Origin of the sequence: Dactylosporangium sp. CA-152071, from assembly GCF_050936335.1 — a bacterium.
Lineage (GTDB): Bacteria > Actinomycetota > Actinomycetes > Mycobacteriales > Micromonosporaceae > Dactylosporangium > Dactylosporangium maewongense.
This window is the reverse complement of sequence record NZ_JBNJMZ010000001.1, coordinates 699,370-719,094: the sequence shown is the minus strand read 5'-3', so window position 1 is coordinate 719,094 and position 19,725 is coordinate 699,370. Positions and strand designations below refer to the sequence as shown.

At 70.8% G+C, this 19,725-nt stretch carries 16 protein-coding genes; 12 read left to right on the top strand and 4 right to left on the bottom strand.

The features are described from left to right. Positions 1-314: 314 nt before the first annotated feature. Positions 315-1,097, bottom strand: coding sequence for a M23 family metallopeptidase (locus ACQEVZ_RS02680; RefSeq protein WP_433360765.1), 783 nt, complete (start codon positions 1,095-1,097; stop codon positions 315-317). A 245-nt stretch (positions 1,098-1,342) separates the two neighbouring features. On the opposite strand from ACQEVZ_RS02680, the gene ACQEVZ_RS02675 reads away from it, so the two are divergent. Then, on the top strand, positions 1,343-4,165 hold the full coding sequence (locus ACQEVZ_RS02675; protein WP_433360762.1) for an AfsR/SARP family transcriptional regulator: 2,823 nt from the start codon (positions 1,343-1,345) through the stop codon (positions 4,163-4,165). 488 nt (positions 4,166-4,653) lie between these two features. On the opposite strand, the gene ACQEVZ_RS02670 is transcribed toward ACQEVZ_RS02675, so the two are convergent. Together ACQEVZ_RS02670 and ACQEVZ_RS02665 are read right to left on the bottom strand one after the other, a co-directional pair. Next, a complete protein-coding gene (locus ACQEVZ_RS02670) occupies positions 4,654-4,899 on the bottom strand; it encodes a hypothetical protein (protein ID WP_433360759.1) in 246 nt (81 codons plus the stop codon). 29 nt (positions 4,900-4,928) lie between these two features. After that, a complete protein-coding gene (locus ACQEVZ_RS02665; protein WP_433360756.1) occupies positions 4,929-5,168 on the bottom strand; it encodes a hypothetical protein in 240 nt (79 codons plus the stop codon). A gap of 29 nt (positions 5,169-5,197) precedes the next feature. Between ACQEVZ_RS02665 and ACQEVZ_RS02660 the strand changes: the two genes are divergently transcribed. Continuing rightward, positions 5,198-5,569: a PPOX class F420-dependent oxidoreductase gene (locus ACQEVZ_RS02660; protein ID WP_433360753.1), complete on the top strand. Its 372-nt coding sequence runs from the start codon at positions 5,198-5,200 to the stop codon at positions 5,567-5,569. Between the two features lie 11 nt (positions 5,570-5,580). On the opposite strand, the gene ACQEVZ_RS02655 is transcribed toward ACQEVZ_RS02660, so the two are convergent. Further along, positions 5,581-5,871: a hypothetical protein gene (locus ACQEVZ_RS02655; protein WP_433360750.1), complete on the bottom strand. Its 291-nt coding sequence runs from the start codon at positions 5,869-5,871 to the stop codon at positions 5,581-5,583. A 38-nt stretch (positions 5,872-5,909) separates the two neighbouring features. On the opposite strand from ACQEVZ_RS02655, the gene ACQEVZ_RS02650 reads away from it, so the two are divergent. The 10 genes from ACQEVZ_RS02650 to ACQEVZ_RS02605 all read left to right on the top strand — a co-directional run bounded on the left by ACQEVZ_RS02650 (position 5,910) and on the right by ACQEVZ_RS02605 (position 19,190). Beyond that, positions 5,910-6,260, top strand: coding sequence for a PadR family transcriptional regulator (locus ACQEVZ_RS02650; RefSeq protein WP_433360747.1), 351 nt, complete (start codon positions 5,910-5,912; stop codon positions 6,258-6,260). Then, the gene (locus ACQEVZ_RS02645) at positions 6,244-6,594 is read left to right on the top strand and encodes a permease prefix domain 1-containing protein (protein ID WP_433360744.1); all 351 of its coding nucleotides are present in this window, start codon (positions 6,244-6,246) and stop codon (positions 6,592-6,594) included. The genes ACQEVZ_RS02650 and ACQEVZ_RS02645 overlap by 17 nt, the downstream gene beginning before the upstream one ends. A 132-nt stretch (positions 6,595-6,726) precedes the next feature. Then, entirely contained in the window at positions 6,727-7,983 is a 1,257-nt protein-coding gene (locus ACQEVZ_RS02640) for an ROK family protein (RefSeq protein ID WP_433360741.1), read from the top strand. Positions 7,984-8,453: 470 nt separating this feature from the next. Next, on the top strand, positions 8,454-9,686 hold the full coding sequence (locus tag ACQEVZ_RS02635; RefSeq protein ID WP_433360738.1) for an extracellular solute-binding protein: 1,233 nt from the start codon (positions 8,454-8,456) through the stop codon (positions 9,684-9,686). A 100-nt stretch (positions 9,687-9,786) separates the two neighbouring features. After that, the gene (locus tag ACQEVZ_RS02630) at positions 9,787-10,674 is read left to right on the top strand and encodes a carbohydrate ABC transporter permease (RefSeq protein WP_433360735.1); all 888 of its coding nucleotides are present in this window, start codon (positions 9,787-9,789) and stop codon (positions 10,672-10,674) included. Then, positions 10,661-11,485, top strand: coding sequence for a carbohydrate ABC transporter permease (locus ACQEVZ_RS02625; RefSeq protein WP_433360732.1), 825 nt, complete (start codon positions 10,661-10,663; stop codon positions 11,483-11,485). The genes ACQEVZ_RS02630 and ACQEVZ_RS02625 overlap by 14 nt, the downstream gene beginning before the upstream one ends. 16 nt (positions 11,486-11,501) lie before the next feature. Next, a complete protein-coding gene (locus ACQEVZ_RS02620) occupies positions 11,502-13,208 on the top strand; it encodes a cellulase family glycosylhydrolase (RefSeq protein ID WP_433360729.1) in 1,707 nt (568 codons plus the stop codon). Further along, the gene (locus ACQEVZ_RS02615; RefSeq protein ID WP_433360726.1) at positions 13,205-15,178 is read left to right on the top strand and encodes a DUF2264 domain-containing protein; all 1,974 of its coding nucleotides are present in this window, start codon (positions 13,205-13,207) and stop codon (positions 15,176-15,178) included. The genes ACQEVZ_RS02620 and ACQEVZ_RS02615 overlap by 4 nt, the downstream gene beginning before the upstream one ends. Then, positions 15,175-16,173 (top strand): hydroxyacid dehydrogenase, encoded by a 999-nt coding sequence (locus tag ACQEVZ_RS02610; protein ID WP_433360723.1) that lies wholly within the window; start codon positions 15,175-15,177, stop codon positions 16,171-16,173. Before ACQEVZ_RS02615 ends, ACQEVZ_RS02610 begins: the two co-directional genes overlap by 4 nt. 65 nt (positions 16,174-16,238) lie before the next feature. Then, positions 16,239-19,190: a hypothetical protein gene (locus tag ACQEVZ_RS02605; protein ID WP_433360720.1), complete on the top strand. Its 2,952-nt coding sequence runs from the start codon at positions 16,239-16,241 to the stop codon at positions 19,188-19,190. Positions 19,191-19,725: the final 535 nt, after the last annotated feature.

The following is a 19,725-nucleotide window of genomic DNA, read 5'->3' as shown; positions in this document are numbered from 1 at the left end:
CATTGTAGATGTGTCTGCCGTGTTGGCCTTACGTGAACAACCCCGGCATGAAAGCAACGGACCGTATCGACCAGCCGGATGATCGATGATCCACTATCGCTTCGCGCGGTCGGCGCCGGCCCTTCCGCCGAGTTTGGGAGATAGCGGTGGGGGAGCGGCGGCGCTGGCAGGACGTCATCGACCGGTCGGTACGTCGTCGTGCCCTGCTGCGGCGTGTCGGGCTCGGTCCCGGTGGGCAGCACCGGATGGCCGTGGGTCTCACAGGGCGCGAACGGCTGGACACCCAAACCTCAACGCCCATCGGTGGATTGAGGCTAAGCCGGTACGGTGCCAGCCAGGTACGCCTGGATCTGGTCGATCTCCAGCGCGTTAAAGACCTCGGGCTGGGCGGCCGCCTGGTTGGAGTTGATGATCCGCTTGAACAGGTTGTAGTGCGCCATCGACTTCAGTCCCATGACGCGGTTCGGGGTGACAAGGTAGCCGGTGCCGCCGGTGCTCCAGATGAGGTACATGAGTCCGTCCTCGGTGATGATCGAAGGGGGAGTGCCGGGTGCGCCCGCGTACGGCGCGCCGGCGAGGATCGACTCGGGATCGACCCGGCTGCCGCCGGGCTGCGTGATCTCCAGGTGCAGGTGCGGGCCGGTCGAGTGGCCGGTCGTGCCGACGTTGCCGAGGTGCTGGCCGGCGGCCACCTGAGCGCCGGTGCCCACGACGGGCGCTTCCCGCATGTGCGCGTACAGGCTGCGCCACCCGTCGCTGTGTAGGACGCTGACGTAGTTGCCGAACCCGCCGGCGCTGTAGCCGACCTCGGCCACGCTGCCCGCAGCGATAGCGCGGATCGGGTAGCCCAGGATCCCGGAGTTGCTGTAGTCGGTGCCGTAGTGGAAACGGGTCGCACCCGTGATCGGGTCGGTCCGCCAGCCGAACGAGTCCGTGATCGGGACCCACTTGTCGAACGGCCGGTTCCAGCGGGGCGTGGCGCCGTACGCGGCTTCGGCTAACCACGCCTCGGGGATGACGCCCGCCGCGAGCGTCGTGGTGATCAGTCCGAGCAAGAGCCGCCGCCGGTCGACGCGGCCCGGCTCGTCTGCCTGCACAGGCGCCGGTTCATGCGATGGTGGCATACGTTCCTTCCTGCGGTAGAGGTGCCCGTCGGCGGCCCGGCGCGCGGACGGCGCCGGCGGCCCGCCGCGTCAGGGCGGATCGGTGCGCTCACATCCTGCGTGGCGGCGCACATACGCAGGCTCGTGCGCGCGCTCATACACCGCCTCACACGGAGCCGTCGAAGGATCGACATCGGTGCTCTGTCCACTGCTCACCCGATCCGGCTACCATCGCGGCGATGATCACAGGTGGCGACTTCCGCGTGCTCGGCCCGGTCGAGGTCGTCGCGCGCGGTCAGCCGCTGCGGTTCGCCCGCCGCCAGCAGTTGGACCTGCTCGCCTTCCTGCTGCTGCGCGCCGACCGCACGGTCACTATCGACGAGATCGTCGAGGCGATGTGGGGCGGCGCCCCACCCCGCACCGCCACCCAGCAGATCCAGAACATGGTCTCCACGCTGCGCGCCGCGCTACGCGGCGACGGCGCGCCCCTGGCCCGGGTGGACCGGCAGGCCGCGGGCTACCTGCTGCACATCACCAGCGGGCGGCTCGACCTGGCCGAATTCACCCGGCTGCTCGACCAGGCCCGTGCGGCACACCCACCGGCCGCCGCAGGACTGCTGCGTGAGGCGCTCGCCCTGTGGCGCACGCCGGTGCCGCTGGCCGGGGCGCGGGCTCCGTACGCCACAGCGGCCCGCGCCTACCTCACCGAACGCCGCGACCAGGCGCTGGAGCAGCTGTTCGACGCGGAACTCAGCTGCGGCAACCACGCCCTGATCGTGCCCGAGCTGACCGATGCGGTGGCCGCCGACCCGCTGCGCCAGCGCCTGGTCGCCCAACTGATGCTCGCCCTGCACCGCAGCGGCAGGGTCACCGACGCCCTCGACGTCTACCGCGCCGCCCGCCGCGCCCTGTCCGAGGGCTTCGGCCTGGACGCCGGCGTCGAGCTGCGCGACCTCGAACGGCGCATCCTGCGGGCAGACCGCACCCTCGACCCGCCCGCAGACCACGGCCAGGCCGGAGCGGTCACACCTGGCACGCCGCCGCGCCGCGCCCACCCGCCCGCCGCAGTGGTGCCCGCACAACTGCCGCTCGATGTACGCAGCTTCACCGGCAGAGGTGTCGAACTGGCACACCTGGACGCGCTGACGGAGCCGGCCGACCCCACCGTCATCATCGGCACGGCCGGCGTGGGCAAGACCGCCCTTGCAGTGCACTGGGCACACCGCGCGGCACACCGCTTCCCCGACGGCCAGCTCTACGTCAACCTGCGCGGATTCCACCCCGCCGCCCGGCCGATGCCACCCGCCGAGGCGCTGCGCGGCTTCCTCGACGCCCTCGGCGTGGCACCCGAACGCGTCCCCTCCGGATTGGACGCGCAGGCGGCCCTGTATCGCAGCGTCATCGCGGGCAGGCGGATGCTGGTCCTGCTCGACAACGCGCTGGACGCCGAACAGGTTCGGCCGCTGCTGCCCGGCGGCCGTGGCCCCGTCACCCTGATCACCAGCCGCGACCAGCTGCTGGACCTGATTGCTTGGGAGGGCGTACATCCGCTGACCCTCGAGGTGCTGCCCCACGACCAGGCACACGACCTGCTGGCCGCCAGGCTCGGCCCGCAGCGGATCGCCGCCGACACCGCCGCCGCCGACCAGATCACCACCCTGTGCGCACGGCTGCCGCTCGCCTTGGCCATGGTCGCCGCCCGCGCGGCCGTCCCACCGCACCGGCCCCTGGCGGCGCTCGCCGCCGAACTTGCGGCCGCCCGCAGGCGCGAACCGGTGTCCACCGCCGACACGATCACCGCGGATGTGCAGGCGGCGTTCTCGTGGTCGTATCGCCGGCTTACCCCCACGGCGGCGGCGCTGTTTCGGGCACTGGGCCTACACCCGGGACCGGACTTGAGCGTCGAGGCCGCCGCCAGCCTGGCCGGGACGACGCCTGAGAAGACCCGCCCCGCCCTGGCCGAACTGCTGCGGGCACACATGGTCTCCGAATTCGCACCCGGCCGGTTCACCCTGCACGACCTGCTGCGGGAATACGCGGCGCAGCTCACCGAGCAGGCCGACGGCGCCCGCGACCGGCGGGCGGCACTGCGCCGCGCACTGGCCCACTACCTGCACAGTGCGTACCACGCGGCCGTGGTCATCTACCCGCACCGGCACCGGCTGAGCCTGATGCCGGTGGAGCCGGGCACAACCGTGACGCGGCCGGGCGATTCCGGCCAGGCGTCGGCCTGGTTCGCCCGGGAGCACGCCGCGCTGCTTGCCGCGACGGCCGCAGCCGCCTACCAGGACCTCGGCGTGTACGCGTGGCAGCTGGCCTCGGCCCTGTCGACCTATCTGGACCGCGGCGGGCACTGGCACGACTGGGCCGCCACCTGGCGCATCGCCCTGCAAGCCGCCGAGCGCACCGCCGACCGCACCGGCCAGGCCCACGCGCACAGCGGCCTCGGCCTGGCCCACAACCGCCTGGGCCGCTACCCGCGGGCACACTACCACCTGCGCCGGGCCGACGATCTATTCGAACAGCTCGACGACCAGGTCGGGCAGGCATATACCAAGCTGCGGATGAGCCTGGTCCACGAGGGCCGGGGCGACCGGCCCGCCGCGCTGGCCGCGGCACAGCAGGCGCTGAGCCTCTTCCATACGGCCCGGCACCGCATCGGCCAGGGGCAGGCCCTCAACAGCGTCGGATGGCTGCACGCACAGCTGGGTCGGCACGCCGACGCGATCGAGCACTGCGAACTGGCCGTTGACGCGCACCGGGAGCTGGCCGATCAGGAGGGCCTGGCCAACGCGCTGGACAGCCTCGGGTTCGCGCACCACAGCCGGGGCGACCACCGACAGGCGATGGTCCACTACCGACAGGCGCTGGTGGTGCTGCGCGAGCTGGCCGACCCGTACTACGAGACCATCACGCTGGCACATCTGGGCGACGCCCACCACGCTGCCGGTGAGCACGAGGCCGCCGCAGGCGCCTGGCGGCAGGCCCTGGTGCTGCTCGAAGAGCTGGGACATCCCGACGCCGTCGACCTGCGCGCCAGGCTCGCCCGCCTCAGCCCGTGAGGCATAGGCGACGGCGGTCCGATCCTCGAATTCGGCGAGCTGGAGGCGGCCTTCCGCGACAGCCGTTCCGAGCCGTTCCTCGGCGAACCCGGTGCGGTGCTCGTTCGAGTGGCCGCTCGCCGAGCAGTACCGCCGTCACGTCCCATGGCAGGACCGGCGAGGCCGAACTGCCGGCACGCCACCGGACCGGGCGCAAGCACCAGAGTTCGCCGCTGTTCAGCGCCGCGATCATCGAACGGTCGCCTGGTCATGGGAGGCCGGCGGTGTCGAACTCGCGTTGAAGCCGTGGCCGGCGGCGATGCTCGTCGCGGAGCGCGGCGATCAGTTCGTCGACCCCGCTTGCCTGATCGGTGCCGGCGGCCAGTCTCCGCATCCGGCCCAGCCGTGCTGCGGCGCGGTGCGTGGGCAGAACCGTGTGGGGAAACCGTGTGGGGAAACCGGCATAGCGTCGCCGGGGAAGGCCGGGGCCGCTCCGGAGCCGGGCCGGGTCAGGGCTGCTCGGCTCGCTGCTCGGCTTCGATCTCGTCCGCGAGTGCGGAACGCTCGGCCTGATGCCGAGCAAGAAGTTCGGCGCTGTAGGCGCCCCACGCCGCCTCCTGGTCTGCCGTCATCTGAGCGTCGGCAACTTCGGACTCGACGTTAGGATGGAGGTCGAGGAACGCCGCGAACAGCGAACCCATCTCCCGGCTGTGCTGTTTGTTGAGTTCGATACGTCGCGGGTCAATCACCCTCACCTCGTCGACAATTTCTCACAGAACGCCAGTCAGTCAACACGACCAAGGCTATGGCCCTGCTCCTTCGTGAGCGTTGCCGCGAAGCCTGATGCCGGCTCATCGACGCCGTCGACTGCGAAAATCGAAGCCCTCACCAAGGGCGGTGCGCTCGCGGCTGGCCGGGCACCGCCCGGTTCCACGCGATCCAGGCGATCCCCGGCCTTGGCTCGGTCCTGACCGCCGTCCTCGTCGCTGAGATCGGCGACGTCGACCGGGGCGGCGAAGATCATGGGTGAGCTCAAGGGGTGACGCTTTGTCGGTGGCGTTCGACGAGGAGACCAGCAAGCTGTTAGACGGGACGAAATTCGCTACCGTCGCGACTTTGAACCAGAACGGCGGGCCGCAGACCTCGGTGGTCTGGATCGCGAGGGACGGGGACGCGGTGCTGTTCTCCACGACAGCGGGGCGGCAGAAGGCGCGCAATCTCGCCCGGGACCCACGGGTCAGCCTCACTGTCTTCGACACCGAGAACCCGTACCAGTCCGTGGACATCCGCGTCACCGTCGAACTGATCAAGGACCGGAGGAGTCGCTACCGCGCGTGCTTTCCCAGAAGTACCTTGGCGAGGACCCACCGGCCGAACCGGCAGCGAGCAAGATCGCGCGGCTGCTGGGCGTGGGGCGGATTGTAGGCAGTGCGGGCTTACCGGTCAAGAAGGTCGAGCGGTTGATCACGGAGCTGGGCTCCGACTATCACGAGGGGCCGGTGCCGGACCTGCTGGCGGCCGCGGCCCCGGACGGCCTCGATGTGGCTCTCGACGATGTCGGCGGGGACCATCTGATCCGGCTGGCCGAGATTGTCGTCGATGGCTTCGGCGGCTTGTGGACGAGTGCCTGGCATGCTGAGCGGCGCGTGCGTCGGCAAGACGCTGTTCTGCGCCGCTGGTTCATAGGGATGCCGACAAAACCACCTGAGCGATCCACCGCTGTACACGGTTTTAATACTGTATCCCGATACAGTATTGTGGGCGCATGGAGGCGACGGCCCTCGAGGGTCTCTTGCAGGAGTTGCGCCGCGGAAGCGTGGTCGTGGCCTGCCTGACGGTGCTCACCGTGCCAGCCTACGGCTACACGTTAAGTCGCAGGCTCGAGCAGGCGGGTTTCGCGGTCGAGCAGAACACGCTCTACCCGCTACTGCGCCGTCTCGAGGCGCAGGGCCTGCTGGCGAGCGAATGGAACACCGACGAGGCCCGACCGCGCAAGTTCTACCGCACGACACCCGACGGGGAACGGGTGGCGGCCGCCCTTCGAGATGACCTCGATCGGATGCGGGCGGGTCTCGCCGAGTTGAAGGAAGGCGGCAGGAATGAACTCGGTCATTGAGCGCTATTTGGAGGTGGTCGTCTCCGGGGTCACCCCCAGGGAACGCGCCGATGTCGCCCGGGAGCTCCAGGACGCGATCGAGAACGGTGTCCGCGAGAGGACCGACGAGGGTCTCGACGAGGACGCCGCGGTCGAAGCCGTCCTGGAGGACTTCGGGGACCCTCTGCAACTCGCCGCCCGGTACCGTTCCCGGCCGCTCGGGCTGATCTCGGCGGTTGCCGCCCCGAGACCGCGCAGCATCTGCTCAACGACGTGGCGGCAGGGACCTCGAGCACCCTCGACGTGGCGGCTCGAATCCTCGGCCGGCTCGGTTACTGACCTGCGACGGTGCTGATCGGACGGGCGCGCAGCGGTGTCGCAGTGGGGTTTATCCGGGAGGGGTGGGCTCGCCGTCCACAGGGGCAGCTCTGCGCGGCGGGGTGAGCTAGACTTTGCTCACGACTTGAGCAACAGCGAAAGGAATCCCATGCGCGCACGCAGGCCCAATACCGTCCGCGACCTGCGCCGCGGCAGCCGATCCACGCTGCTCTCCGCGCTGTACTTCGACGGGCCGCAGAGCCGCCAGGAGCTGATCCTGGCGACCGGGTTCAGCAGTGCCAGCGTCAGCAACGTGACCGGCGAGCTGATCGAGGCCGGCGCCATCGTGGAGGCGGGGGCGATCGACTCGGACGGCGGCCGGCCCCGCACGCTGCTGCAGGTCAACCCCGACCGGTACGTGGTGGGGCTCAGCGTCGGCCCGAAGCGGATGGTGGCCGGCCTCTTCGACCTGGCCATGCGGGCGCGCTCGACGGTGACAGTCCCGCATTCCGAGGGCGCGCACGACCCCGGCGAGGTGGTTCAGCGCATCCTCGTCGCGGTCGGCAAGGTGGTCAGGGACGCGGGCGTCGACGCCAGCCGGCTGCTCGGCATCGGTCTGGGTGTGCCCGGCGTGGTGGAGCACGGCGCGGAGTTGCGCGTCAGCGACCAGACGCTGGGCTGGGCCGGCGTCCCGCTGGAGCGGCTGCTGCGCGACGGCACCGAGTTGCCGCTCTTCGTCGACAACGGCGCCAAGAACATGGGCCAGGCCGAGATGTGGTTCGGCGCCGGCCGCGGCGTCCGAGAGGCGGTGATCGTGCTGATCGGCTCGGGGGCCGGCGCGGCGATCGTCAGCGGCGGCGGGATCTACCAGGGCGCCAGCAGCAGCGCGGGGGAGTGGGGGCACACCATCGTGGAGGTGGGCGGGCGGCGCTGCCGGTGCGGCGCGCGTGGCTGCCTGGAGGCGTATGTCGGAGCCGAGGCGATCATCGACCGCTATCACCAGCTCACCGGCCTGCGGCGTGCGCCGGGCCTGGACGAGGAGGCCGAGCTCGACCGACTGATGCGAGCGGCGCCGGACGACGACGTGGCCGGCCGCGTGCTCGAGGAGACCGCACTCTACCTGGGCGTGGGCGTGGCCAACCTGATCAATCTGATCAACCCGGAGCGGATCGTGATCGGCGGGTGGGCCGGGTTACTGCTGGGCAACCGGCTGCTGGACTCGATCCGGGCGGTGGCCCGGGAGAACGCGCTGCGATCGCCGTACGATCACACGACGATCGAGCTCGCCCGGCTCGGTGTCGACGCGGACATTCTGGGTGCGGCCACTCTGCCAATCGCGGAGTTCCTGCGCAGCGGCGGCGACGCGTCGGCGTCGCGGCCCGTGTCGGCGGCGCCCGGCCCGGCAGCGCTCTGGCTCGACGCCTGAGACCCGCCGGGCGTCGCCGCTGCGGGTCCGGCGGGCCCAGACGACGACCGGGTCGCCAGTCCGCCGCGCGCCCGTAGCCTCGCCGGGCGCGCACGCCCACACGCCCCCTGGCGGCGCCGCGCGCGCCCGCGCGCGCCTGCCGCTCGATCGCTGGACGTGCGCACTCCGTGATTGCCAGGCACGCGGGCGTGCGTCGTCGCCGAACCAGTGAGCATCGGTTGCTCGGTCGCGGGCCGGCGCAGGCCAGCCCGCGCAGGGCCCCATCCCCACCGGCGGCCCATCCGGGCCGCCGGGCCGCCGCGGTGGTGCGGCGCCGGCGGGCTGGGGTATGGACTCGCCATGCGCTTGACGCTGTGCGACGGGGCCCGCGAGCGGGCTTCTTGTTACGAATGCTTGACAGACTTTGCCCGTCAGAGTTAAATCACGCCGTGACTTAAGGTGTGAACAATGAGAGGCTGGTGCAGATGTAGATGACCTTACGGACCGTGGTGGCGATGATCGCCGCCGCTTTGGCGCTCTCCGCGACGTCCGCCTGCGGCGCAGATGAAGCCGGCGCCGGTGGCTCGCTCGAGGTGTGGACCATGGGCGACAAAGGCAAGGCCATGACCGATCTGGCCGCGGAATTCACCAAGGAGACGGGCATCGGGGTCGACGTGCAGTCGATCCCGTGGAAGAACGCCCGCGACAAGATGTCCACCGCCATCGCGTCCGGCGACGGGCCGGACGTGGTGCAGGTGGGCCTGTCCTTCCTGGCCGAGTTCGCCGACGCCGGCGCGCTTCTGGACCTGTCAGCCAAGCTCTCCGCCTACCCCGACCTCGACCCGGCGAAGTTCTTCCCGGCCTCCGCGGAGACCATGAAAGTCGCCGACAAGACGGTCGGCGTGCCGTGGATCTCCGACACCCGGGTGATGTTCTACCGCACCGACGTCCTGCAGGCGTCAGGCTACTCGAAGGCCCCGGCCACCTGGGAAGAGCTGACGGCGGCCGCCACCAAGCTGACCGCCCGGGGCGACGGCAACTTCGGCTTCGGCATCAACACCGACGACCAGTTCCTGCCGATCATCCTGACCTGGGCGGCCGGTGGCGAGGTCGGCGGAGCCGGTGGCGGGATCAACTTCGACACCCCGGAGTTCCGCCGTGCCCTCGAATACGAGCGGAGCTTCTTCACCGGCGGGCTCACGCCAAAGAAGGCCCAGCCCGACCCGGACATGGTGCAGGGCTTCAAGACCGGCAAGATTCCGATGTTCATGTCCGGGCCGTACATGGCGACTCTGCTGGAGAAGCAGGCACCCGAGCTGAATGGCAAGTGGGCCGTCGCCCCCATGCCCAAGGACAAGTCCAGCACGTCCCTGATGGCCGGCTCCAACCTGTCCGTCTTCCACAAGAGCGCGCGGACCGACGACGCGATGAAGTTCATCGCCTTCCTGGCCCGCAAGGAGACCCAGGAGCGCTGGTACAAGGCCACCAACGACCTGCCCGCCCGGCAGGACGCGCTGGAGGCGCTGCGCGGCGCTGGCGATCGTAACCTCGCCGTGTACTACGACCAGATGACCAACGCCAAGATTGTCCCGCAGGTGAAGGCATGGGGCGCCGTGGCGCCGGAGATGGTACGTGCCGTACAGACGGCGTGCATCGGCAACGGCTCCGTCGACGACGCGCTGAAGGCGTTCAACGCCAAGGTCGCCCAGCTCACCACCAAGTAGCGGATCGATCCCGCACACCCCTGCACCTCCCGGCGGATCGGCCAGCGGACCGATCCGCCGGCCCGCCCGGGCGAGCGGGAACCACTCCGTAGGAGTCTCATTGCGTACGTTGTTGCGCCACCGCAGCCCCCTGTTGTTCGTCGGACCGTCGGTGGTCCTGCTCGCCGTCTTCGTGGTGGCCCCGATCGTGGTCGCGCTCGTGGTCAGCCTCACCGACATGGACCTGCGTGGCCTCGCCGACCTCTCCGGCGTCGGCTTCATCGGCCTTGACAACTACCAGCGCCTGCTGACCGACCCGCTTTTCGGCACCGCCGCGCTGAACACCGTGCTCTACGTGGTGCTCGGCGTCCCCCTGATCGTGGTGTTCGCGATGGCCGTTGCGCTGCTGCTCAACCAGGGCACGAGCCGGCTGTACCGAGGGCTGCGCGCGGCCTACTTCCTGCCGGCCATCACCAACATCGTGGCCGTCGCGGTCATCTGGGGCTACCTCTACAACACGGACAGCGGATTGATCAACTATCTGCTCTCGCTCGGTGGGGTGGAGCCGGTGCCCTGGCTCGACCAGCCGTTCGTGGCCAAGCTGAGCCTCGTCCTGGTCGGCGTCTGGAAGGGCGCCGGGTTCAATATGATCATTTTCCTGGCGGCGTTGCAGGGCATCCCGAGGGAGTACTACGAGGCCGCCGCGCTCGACGGGGCCGGGCGCTGGCAGCGCCTGATCCACATCACCATCCCGCTGCTGCGCTTCGCCACCTTCTTCGTCGTGGTCACCACCACCATCTCCTGGATTCAGTTCTTCGAGGAGCCGTTCGTGATGACCGACGGCGGGCCGCTGGACGGCACCCTCTCGGTGGCCCTGTTCATTTACAAGAACGGCTTCAACCTCTCCGACTTCGGCTACGCCTCGGCCGCGTCCGTCCTGCTGTTCGTCGCCATCATGGTCGTCACGGCGATCCAGTTCCGGCTCCGGAGGGCCGATGTCGAGTACTAGTCCGCGGCTGCTGCGCGCCGGGATCGCCGCGCTGCTCGGGATCGGCGCCGTCCTGGTGTCCGTGCCGTTCATCTGGATGATCTCCGGTTCGCTCAAGCCGGAGAGTGAGGTGCTGGACATCCCGCCCACGCTGTGGCCCCGCGAACTCACCTGGGACAACTACGTCCAGCTGTTCACCCAGCTCGACTTCGGCGTGTACCTGGGCAACTCGCTGATGGTGGTGGTGCTGTCCTTCGTCGGCCTGCTGCTGCGGGCGATGACCGGCTACGGGTTCGCCAAGTTCCGGTTCCCGGGCAAGGGGCCGCTCTATGGGGTCGTGCTGGCCACCATGATGATCCCGGACCAGGTCACGATGATCCCGACGTACCTGATCCTCAACCAGCTCGGCCTGACCAACACCATTCCCGGCATCGTGCTGCCCGGCCTGGTGTCGGCATTCAACGTTTTCCTGTTCCGACAGTTCTTCACCACAATCCCGGACGAGATGCTGGAGGCGGCCCGGCTGGACGGTGCCGGCGAGCTCCGCATCTTCCTGCAGGTGGTGCTGCCGGTGTCCGGGCCGATCCTGGCGATCCAGGCCATCCTGACGTTCATCGCGTCCTGGAACAGCTTCCTGTGGCCGTTGATCGTCGCTACCGACCAGGACCGCTACACGCTGCCGGTCGGGCTGGCGCTGCTGGAGGGCCAGTACTCCAGCAACTACGGCGTGCTCATGGCGGGAGCCGCGGTCATGGTGCTGCCGGTCCTGGTGGTCTTCGTGTTCTGTCAGCGATATGTCGTGCGCGGCTTCATGATGTCAGGTCTCAAGTGACGAGGGGGATGAGGGCGTGACGGGCTTCCTGCACCGGCAGCGTCAGACCATTGTGGACGGTAACGGGGACCCGGTGCGGCTGCGCGGCGCCGGCCTCGGCAACTGGTGGCTGCCCGAGGGGTACATGTGGCGCTTCGGCGATGCCGCGGCGAGCCCGCGGGCCATCGAACGGGTGATCGCCGACCTGGTCGGGCCCGACGCTGCGGACCGGTTCTGGCGACGCTACCGCGAGGAGTACGTCACCGAGGCCGACGTTGCGGCGATGGCGGCGGAGGGCTGGAACTCGGTGCGCCTGCCGCTCAACGCCCGATACCTGATGGGCGAGGACGGGCAGTTCAACGAGGACGCGTTCGCCCTCGTCGACCGCTTTCTGGGCTGGTGCCGCACGCACGCGATCTGGGTCGTGGTCGACCTGCACGGCGCCCCGGGCGGTCAGACCGGCACCAACATCGACGACTCGCCGAACAACTACCCGGAGCTGTTCACCACTGCCGCGCATCAGGACGCCACAGTGCGGCTGTGGCGGGAGCTGGCCCGCCGGTACCGGGACGAGACCATCGTGGCCGGCTATGACCTGCTCAACGAGCCGTTGCCGCGGGACTTCCAGTACAAATATCCGAACGAGCTGGTGGCGCTCTACCGCCGGCTGATCGCCGAGATCAGGACGATCGATCCCGACCACATGATCATCCTCGAGGGCAGCAACTGGGCCCGCAACTGGAGCATCTTCGACGAGTTGTGGGACGACAACCTCCTGCTGCAGTTCCACAAGTACTGGGACTCGCCCGACCGCGACCAGCTGCGTGAGTACCTGGCCAAGCGCGAGGAGCTGGACGTGCCGATCTACATGGGCGAGGGCGGGGAGAACAACAACGGCTGGTACGCCGCCGCTTTCCAGCTCCTGGAGGACCTCGACATCTCGTGGAACTTCTGGACCTGGAAGAAGCTCGCCAAGCGCAACTCGCCGGCCACCGTCCGCGAGCCTGCCGGCTGGCAGTCCATTGTGGACTACGTGTTCGGGGGCCCGAGGCCGGACGCCGGCGCCGCGGGCCGCACGCTGGAGGAGTTCCTGGACAACCTGGCCCTGGAGCGTTGCGACTACCGTCACGACGTGGTCAACGCGGTGATGCGCCGGGCCCCGCTGCGCTGGCCGGCCGAGTACTTCGGCCACCTCGGACAGGGCAACTCGTACGGGGTCGGCACGCCGGGGCAGCCGATGCCCGGGTTCCGCGAATCGGACCTGGTGACGGTGCGCTACCGCGCGGAGGTCGCCGCCGAGGCCGGGTATGCACCTGCCGGGCCCGACGAGCCGAACACCTTTGTGCCGGGCGCCACGCCGGCCACCGCCGGACCGAACTTCCGGCACAACCTCGGCCAGGAACGCGCGAGCGGCGAGGCCATGGTGGTCTGCCTGGCCGACGGGGACTGGCTGTCTTACGAGGTGAACACGGTGGCCGCCGGCGCCCTGCTGGTCACCGTACGGACGGGTCCGGGCGGCACCGGCCACGTCGAGCCGGCCGTCGACGGCGCGCAGCTGCGGCCTGTCGCGCCGGCCCCCGGTGCCGAGCCGGATCCCGGGACAGGCCAGCGGGACACGCGGTTCGTGACGGCCGCCGAGGTGCCGGCCGGCCGGCACACGATCATCGTGCGGGCTGCTGGCGGCCTCGTGGTGCTCGACCACCTGGACATCGCGCCGGCCGGCGGCGAACGGAGCCAGGCGTGATCGACCTTCCCCCGGCCGACCCGCACGCCGCGCCCTGGACCGGCTACACCCGCGCGCACTGGGAGCGGCTCGCCGACCACCTGCTGCTCTCGGCACGCCGGTACGCCTCGCCGCGGCACGCCAGCATCGACCTGCCCGGCCCGCCCAGCGCATCCGGCCGGTGGAGTGACGGGCTGGAGGGGTTCGCCCGGACCTTCCTGCTCGCGGCGTTCCGGGTCGGCGGCGCCGGCGGCCACGATCCGCACGGCCTGCTGGCCCGCTACGCCGAGGGCCTGGCCGCCGGCGTCGACCCTGGCTCGCCCGAGCGCTGGCCGCGGCTGACCGAGCGCCGCCAGGCCCGGGTGGAGGCGGCCTCGGTCGCCATCGCCCTGCACGAGACCCGGGCCTGGCTCTGGGACGCGCTGGACGAGCGGGTCAAGGACCAGGTGGTGGAGTGGCTCTCGCCGTTCCTCGGCACCCGCGACTACGACAACAACTGGATCTGGTTCCAGAACATCGCCGAGGCGTTTCTGCGCACCGCCGGCGGACCGTGGTCCAAGGAGGACATCGAGCGCAACCTCGCCCTGCACGAGAGCTGGTACGTCGGCGACGGCTGGTACTCCGACGGCGGCTCCGGCGCCGAGCGCCGGCAGAACTTCGACCACTACTCCGGCTGGGCGATGCACTTCTATCCACTCTGGTACGGGCGGATCCTGGGCGAAGCGCCCGACCCGGTGCACGTCCGGCGGCTGCACCGTTTTCTGGCCGACGCACGGCATCTGGTCGCCGCCGACGGCGCTCCGCTGTTCCAGGGGCGCTCGCTGACCTACCGGTTCGCGGCGCTCGCCCCGTTCTGGGTCGGCGCGCTCTTCGACGCGACCCCGCTGGAGCCGGGCGAGACCCGGCGGCTGGCCGGCGGCGTGCTGCGGCATTTCGTGGACCGCGGTGCGCCCGACGCGGACGGCCTGCTGCCGATCGGCTGGCACGGGTCGTTCGAGCGGCTCCGGCAGGTCTACAGCGGACCCGGCTCGCCCTACTGGGCCAGCAAGGCGTTCGCGGGACTGCTGCTGCCGGGCGACGATCCGGTGTGGACGGCGACCGAGCTGCCGCTGCCGGTCGAGCGGGGCGATGCGGTGGTGTCGTTGCGGGCGCCCGGCTGGGTGGTGTCGGCCACGGCCGGCGACGGGATCGTGCGGATCGCCAACCACGGCAGCGATCACCTGTGGGACCGGCGGGCCGAGCTCGACGATCCGTTCTACAAGCGGCACGGCTACGCCACCCACGCCGCGCCGGACCTGTCCGCGGGGGCGCTGCGCGAGCCGCTCGACTCGCATGTGGCGCTGCTGGACGCGGACGGCCGCCCGTCGCACCGCGGCCGCATCGAGCGCGCCGGGCAAGGCGCTACCTGGGCCGTGTCGCGAAGCCGCGCGATGTGGCTGGACCTCTCCGCCGGCGGCGGGCCGGCGGCGACGTGGTACGGGCTGCGCACCGGCCCCTGGCTGACCACCGCCTCCGTGCTGAACGGGGCCACCGAGGTTCGGCTGGTGCGGGCCGGGGCCGGCGCCGTGCGGCTGGGATGCGACGACGGGCCGGCGGAGGACCCCGAGGCGCACTGGCCCGCGGACCCCGGACCGTGGCGGCTGCACCTGGGCGGCTGGGCACTGGCCGGCGACCAGGTGCACACCGACGTCACCGCCGCGCGCGCCAGGGTGACCCGCCACGACGGCCTCGTCAGCGCCGTCCATCCGATGCTCGGCTTCGACTGTGCCGGCGTGGAGGAGGGACAGCGTGGCAACCCCTTCGGCGCGTGTTCGGCGGTGCCGTGGGCGCGGACCAGCGGGCCGGTCCGGGCCGGGAAGATGTATGCCGCCGCGGTCGTGCTGGCCGGCGGCGACGGGACCGATCCGCCGCTGCCGGCCGTCGAGGTCGCCGACGCCGAGGTGACCGTACGCTGGCCGGACGGACACGTGGCCGTGGTGGACCTCTCGTGAGAGCCCCGGCCACGCTGCTGGTGATGGCCGACGCCAGCTACGACGCGCTGTTCGACGCCGAGCGGGTGGAGCGGCTGTACCGGCTGGCCCGGCTCGCCGAACCGGTCCGGGTGACCACCTTCGACACTCCCGCCGCGACCCGCCGGCTCGCCGAGGCCGAGGTGCTGCTGACCGGCTGGGGCTGCCCGCCGCTGGACGAGCAGGTGCTGGCCGGCGCCCCCCGGCTCCGCGCGGTGCTCCACGCGGCAGGGACCGTCAAGGAGCACGTGACCGACGCGTGCTGGCGGCGCGACCTGCGGGTCACCACGGCCGCAGAGGCGAACGCGGTACCGGTGGCGGAGTACACGCTCGCCGCCGTGCTCTTCGCCGGCAAGCGGGTCCCCCACGCCGCCGCTCTGTCCCGCGCCGCTCGCGTCATGGTGCAGGCGCCCGGTCCCCGCACCAACTACGCCCGTACCGTCACCGTGGTCGGCTACTCCCGGATCGGCCGCCGGGTGGTCGACCTGCTGCGCCCGTTCGACCTGCGGGTGCTGGTCGCCGACCCGTACGCCGACCCGGGACGGGTCGCCGGCGCAGGCGGCGAGCTGGTCGACCTGGACGAGGCGCTGAAGGCCAGCGACGTGGTGAGCCTGCATGCCCCGGCCGTGCCGGCCACCTACCGGCTGCTGGACGCCCGCCGGCTGGCCCTGCTACCCGACGGTGCCACGGTGGTCAACACCGCCCGCGGTGCGCTCGTCGACACCGCGGCGCTCACCGACGAGTGCCGGACCGGGCGGCTTTCGGCGGTGCTCGACGTCACCGATCCCGAACCGCTTCCCCCCGGCTCAGCACTGTGGACCCTACCCAACGTACTGATCACGCCCCACGTCGCCGGCTCGCTGGACGGCGAGGTCCGGCGGCTCGCCGACGCCGCACTCGACGAACTGGAGCGCTACGCGCGCGGTGAGGCCCCGCTGCACCCGGTGCACCGGGAGGACCTGAGCCGCATCGCCTGACACCCACATTGGAGGCACCCCACATGACACCCCTCCACCCGCCAACCCACCCTGCCGGTCGTACGATGGCCACCGCGCTCGTGCTGGCCGCAGGCGCCACACTGGGCCTTGTCGCGATCGACCCGCCCGCCAACGCCGACACCGTCACGCTGACCGTCAGCGGCACCTCGCCCGGCCGCACCTACGAGGGCGTCGGGGCGGTCTTCTCCAACGGCATGACCCGGCTGCTGGCCGACTACCCCGCCGCTCAGCGCGCGGACATCCTCGATCTGCTGTTCAAGCCGAAGTTCGGCGCCGGCCTGCAGCACGTGAAGGTCGAGATCGGCTCGGACGCCAACACGTCGGCCGGCACCGAGCCCAGCCACACCCGCTCCGCCACCGACTTCGACATCACCCGCGGCACCAACCTGTGGCTGGCCCAGGAGGCCAAGCAGCGCAACCCCGCCGTGCTGCTGGACGCGCTGCGCTGGGGCACGCCGGCCTACGTGGACACCGACGCCGAGCGGTACACGTACTACAAGTCCTTCCTGGACGGTGCCAAGGCCACCTACGGGCTGGACTTCGACTATCTCGGCCCGGAACGTAACGAGCACACCACCTCCGCCGAGTGGGCGCCCACCGGCGCGTCCCGCAACTTCGTCGTCAATACGCTGCGTCCCGGCCTGGACGCCGACGGCTACGCCAACGTGGGGCTGACCGCGGCCGACAGCAACATCGGCTGGTGGATCGCCGACCGGGCAGCGGCCGATCCGGCGCTGAAAGACGCGCTGCACTCCCTCAACATGCACTACCGGCAGGAGAGCACCGCCAACGCCCTCGCCACCGGCCTGCCGCTGTGGAACGGCGAGGACCTTGCCCCGTTCCGCGGCGACTGGGTCACCGGGCCGATCGACACCGCCAACCGGATCATCCGCTCGTACGCGGTGGGCCGGATGACGAAGTACGAGATGCACCCGGCGCTCGAGGCGGCATACCCGAACACGCCGTTCAACCACAAGGGCCTCCTCGTCGCCCAGCACCCGTGGAGCGGGCACTATTCGGTCGCGAGCGGACTGTGGGTGACCGCGCACTTCACCCAGTTCGCCGAGCCCGGCTGGCGGTTCCTGGACGGGGCCACCACCGCCGACAGCCGCGGGGGCACGATGGCGGTCCGCGACCCGGCCGGCACCGACTTCAGCCTGATCCTGCTCAACACCAGCGCCGCGCCGCGAACGTTCCAGTTCACGCTGGCCGGCGGGCTGTCGGCCACCACGTTGCGGCACTGGCGGACCACCGAGACGGCCAACTTCGTCCGTCAGCCGGACCTGACAGTCGCCGGCGGCAGCGCCAGCGTCACCGTGCCGGCCTACTCGATCTCCTCGCTGACCACGACCACCGGACAGCGCAAGGGCACGCCCGCCGCCGCCGTCCCGGCGGAGACGGCGTTCCCCCTGGATTACGCCGACGGGTTCGACTCCTACCCGCTCGGGCGCAACCCGAGGTACACGTCGGACCAGGGCGGCGCGTTCGAGATCGCCGCGGACGGCGGCGACCAGGTGCTGGCCCAGGTGATCACCGCCGCCACCCGGCCGGTGGACTGGAAGTACCGACCGACGCCTGATCCGTACACGCTGCTCGGCAGCCTCGAATGGCGCAACTACGAGGTCGAGGTGGCCGGCCAGCTCACCGACGCGACGGGCTACCTGCTGCTGGGCGGGCGGGTCAACCACACCGCGAAGAGCGCCGAACCGGCCGACGGATACGACCTGAAGGTCGGCGCCGACGGCACCTGGGCATTGCGCTCCGGCGGGAACACCGTGCGCTCCGGCACCGTCACCGGCTTCGCGGCCGCCGGCTGGCACACCCTCAAACTGCGGTTCAACGGCACCAACGTCCGGGCCTACCTGGACGGCACCACGCTGGCCGACCTCACGCACACATCGTTCGCCAGCGGCCAGGTGGTGCTCGGTAGCGGCTACCACCGGGCCCGCTTCGACGACCTCGCCATCCGCGCGGTGGGTTCGCCGGTGTCGGTCACCCGCTACGAAGACTCCGACCCGCGGCTGCGCTACGCCGGCACCTGGGTCGACCAGAACGGCGACTACGACACGTTCACCCGCACCGTGACCGCCTCGCGGCACGGCGGCGACGCGCTGGAGTTCTCGTTCAACGGCACGACGGCGTCCGTCGTGGGCACCCGGGATGTGGACGGCGGTCAGGCCGACGTCTACGTCGACGGTGTGTTCAGCGGGACCTTCGACACGTACTTCCCGAGCCGGCAGTACCGCCGGAGCGTTTACCAGATCCCGGCCGTGCCGGCCGGCAACCATACCGTCCGGGTGGTGGTCACCGGTGCCCGGCAGGCCGCCTCCGTCGACAGCTACGTCCGCGTCGACGCGGTCGAGGCCATCGGCGGCACTGGTCTGCTCAACCCGTCCGGCGCCGCACCGCAGCGCACCGCCGTGCACGACACGTTCGACGGATTCCCGGACGGCACGGTCGGCGGTGGCTACCGGTTCCTGCCCGACATCCAGGAGCTGGAGTGGACCGCGCCGCCGGAGTGCGCCGTCGCATCGGTGCCCAGCGCCACGGACAAGAGCTTCGTCTGCAGCGACACCAGCACCACCGGCTCGGTGACCGCGGTCCGGCAGTTCCCGCGCACCGCCGCCGGCACGGTCACCGTCGAGTACCGGTTCCGGCAGGATGCCGCCGGCCGGTGGACGCGATTCTTCGTCTGCGCCGGCGTGGACAGCGCCATCGAGATCTACGACACCGACAGCGAAGGGCTGGCGTACCGGGACGCTGCGGGCACGTACCACACCATCGGCACCATCACCCCGGGCGGCTGGCACGTCTTGCGCCTGGTGATCGACGTAGGGGCGCGCCGGGCCGACGTCCTGCTCGACGGTGCACTCTCCCTCGCCGGCCAGCCGTTCACCAATGCGGGCCTGGCCGACATCGGCAGCGTCGAGCTGCGCACCGGCACGGCGCCGACCGCCGAGCTCGCCGTCGACTACCTGAGTGTGAAGGTGGGTTGAGATGGTTGGTTGGATGCGTGCAGAGATCTGACGGTCCCGCGGCTGGCGAGTGCCGATGCTCGCCGAAATACAATGTGGCCATGCCTCGTTGGGGCAATCATTGTTCTCATTGCCATACCGGGAGTGGCCCATGCCTCTGGCCCCGTTGCACAGGTGTGGCGGGGTGTTGGCCTCGTGCTCCTGATCATCGTCATGCCGGGACTCCACCGCAGGCAGCGACGACGCAGCGGCACCAATCATGCCGACGCCATCCTGTAGCTGGTTGTTCATCGCCGTACAGAACGTGCCTCCGGCGGGCAGGGCCTCCGGCCCTGGACCCGGCGCTCCGGGATGCCGGCCGTGGTGGTTGCGGTTCGGCATGGCCTCCCGCCGCGCACCGAAGGCAGCGAGACCGCGGTTGTCCGCGCCAGACCAAGCCGCTGCGCGGTCGCCTGCGGCGGGTCCGGTGCGGACGACCAGGGCCTGGCCGGGCGAGCCTGCGCGACGGGACGCCATGCAAGGCCGGGTTGACTGGGCGAGACGCTGCGCGTCTTCG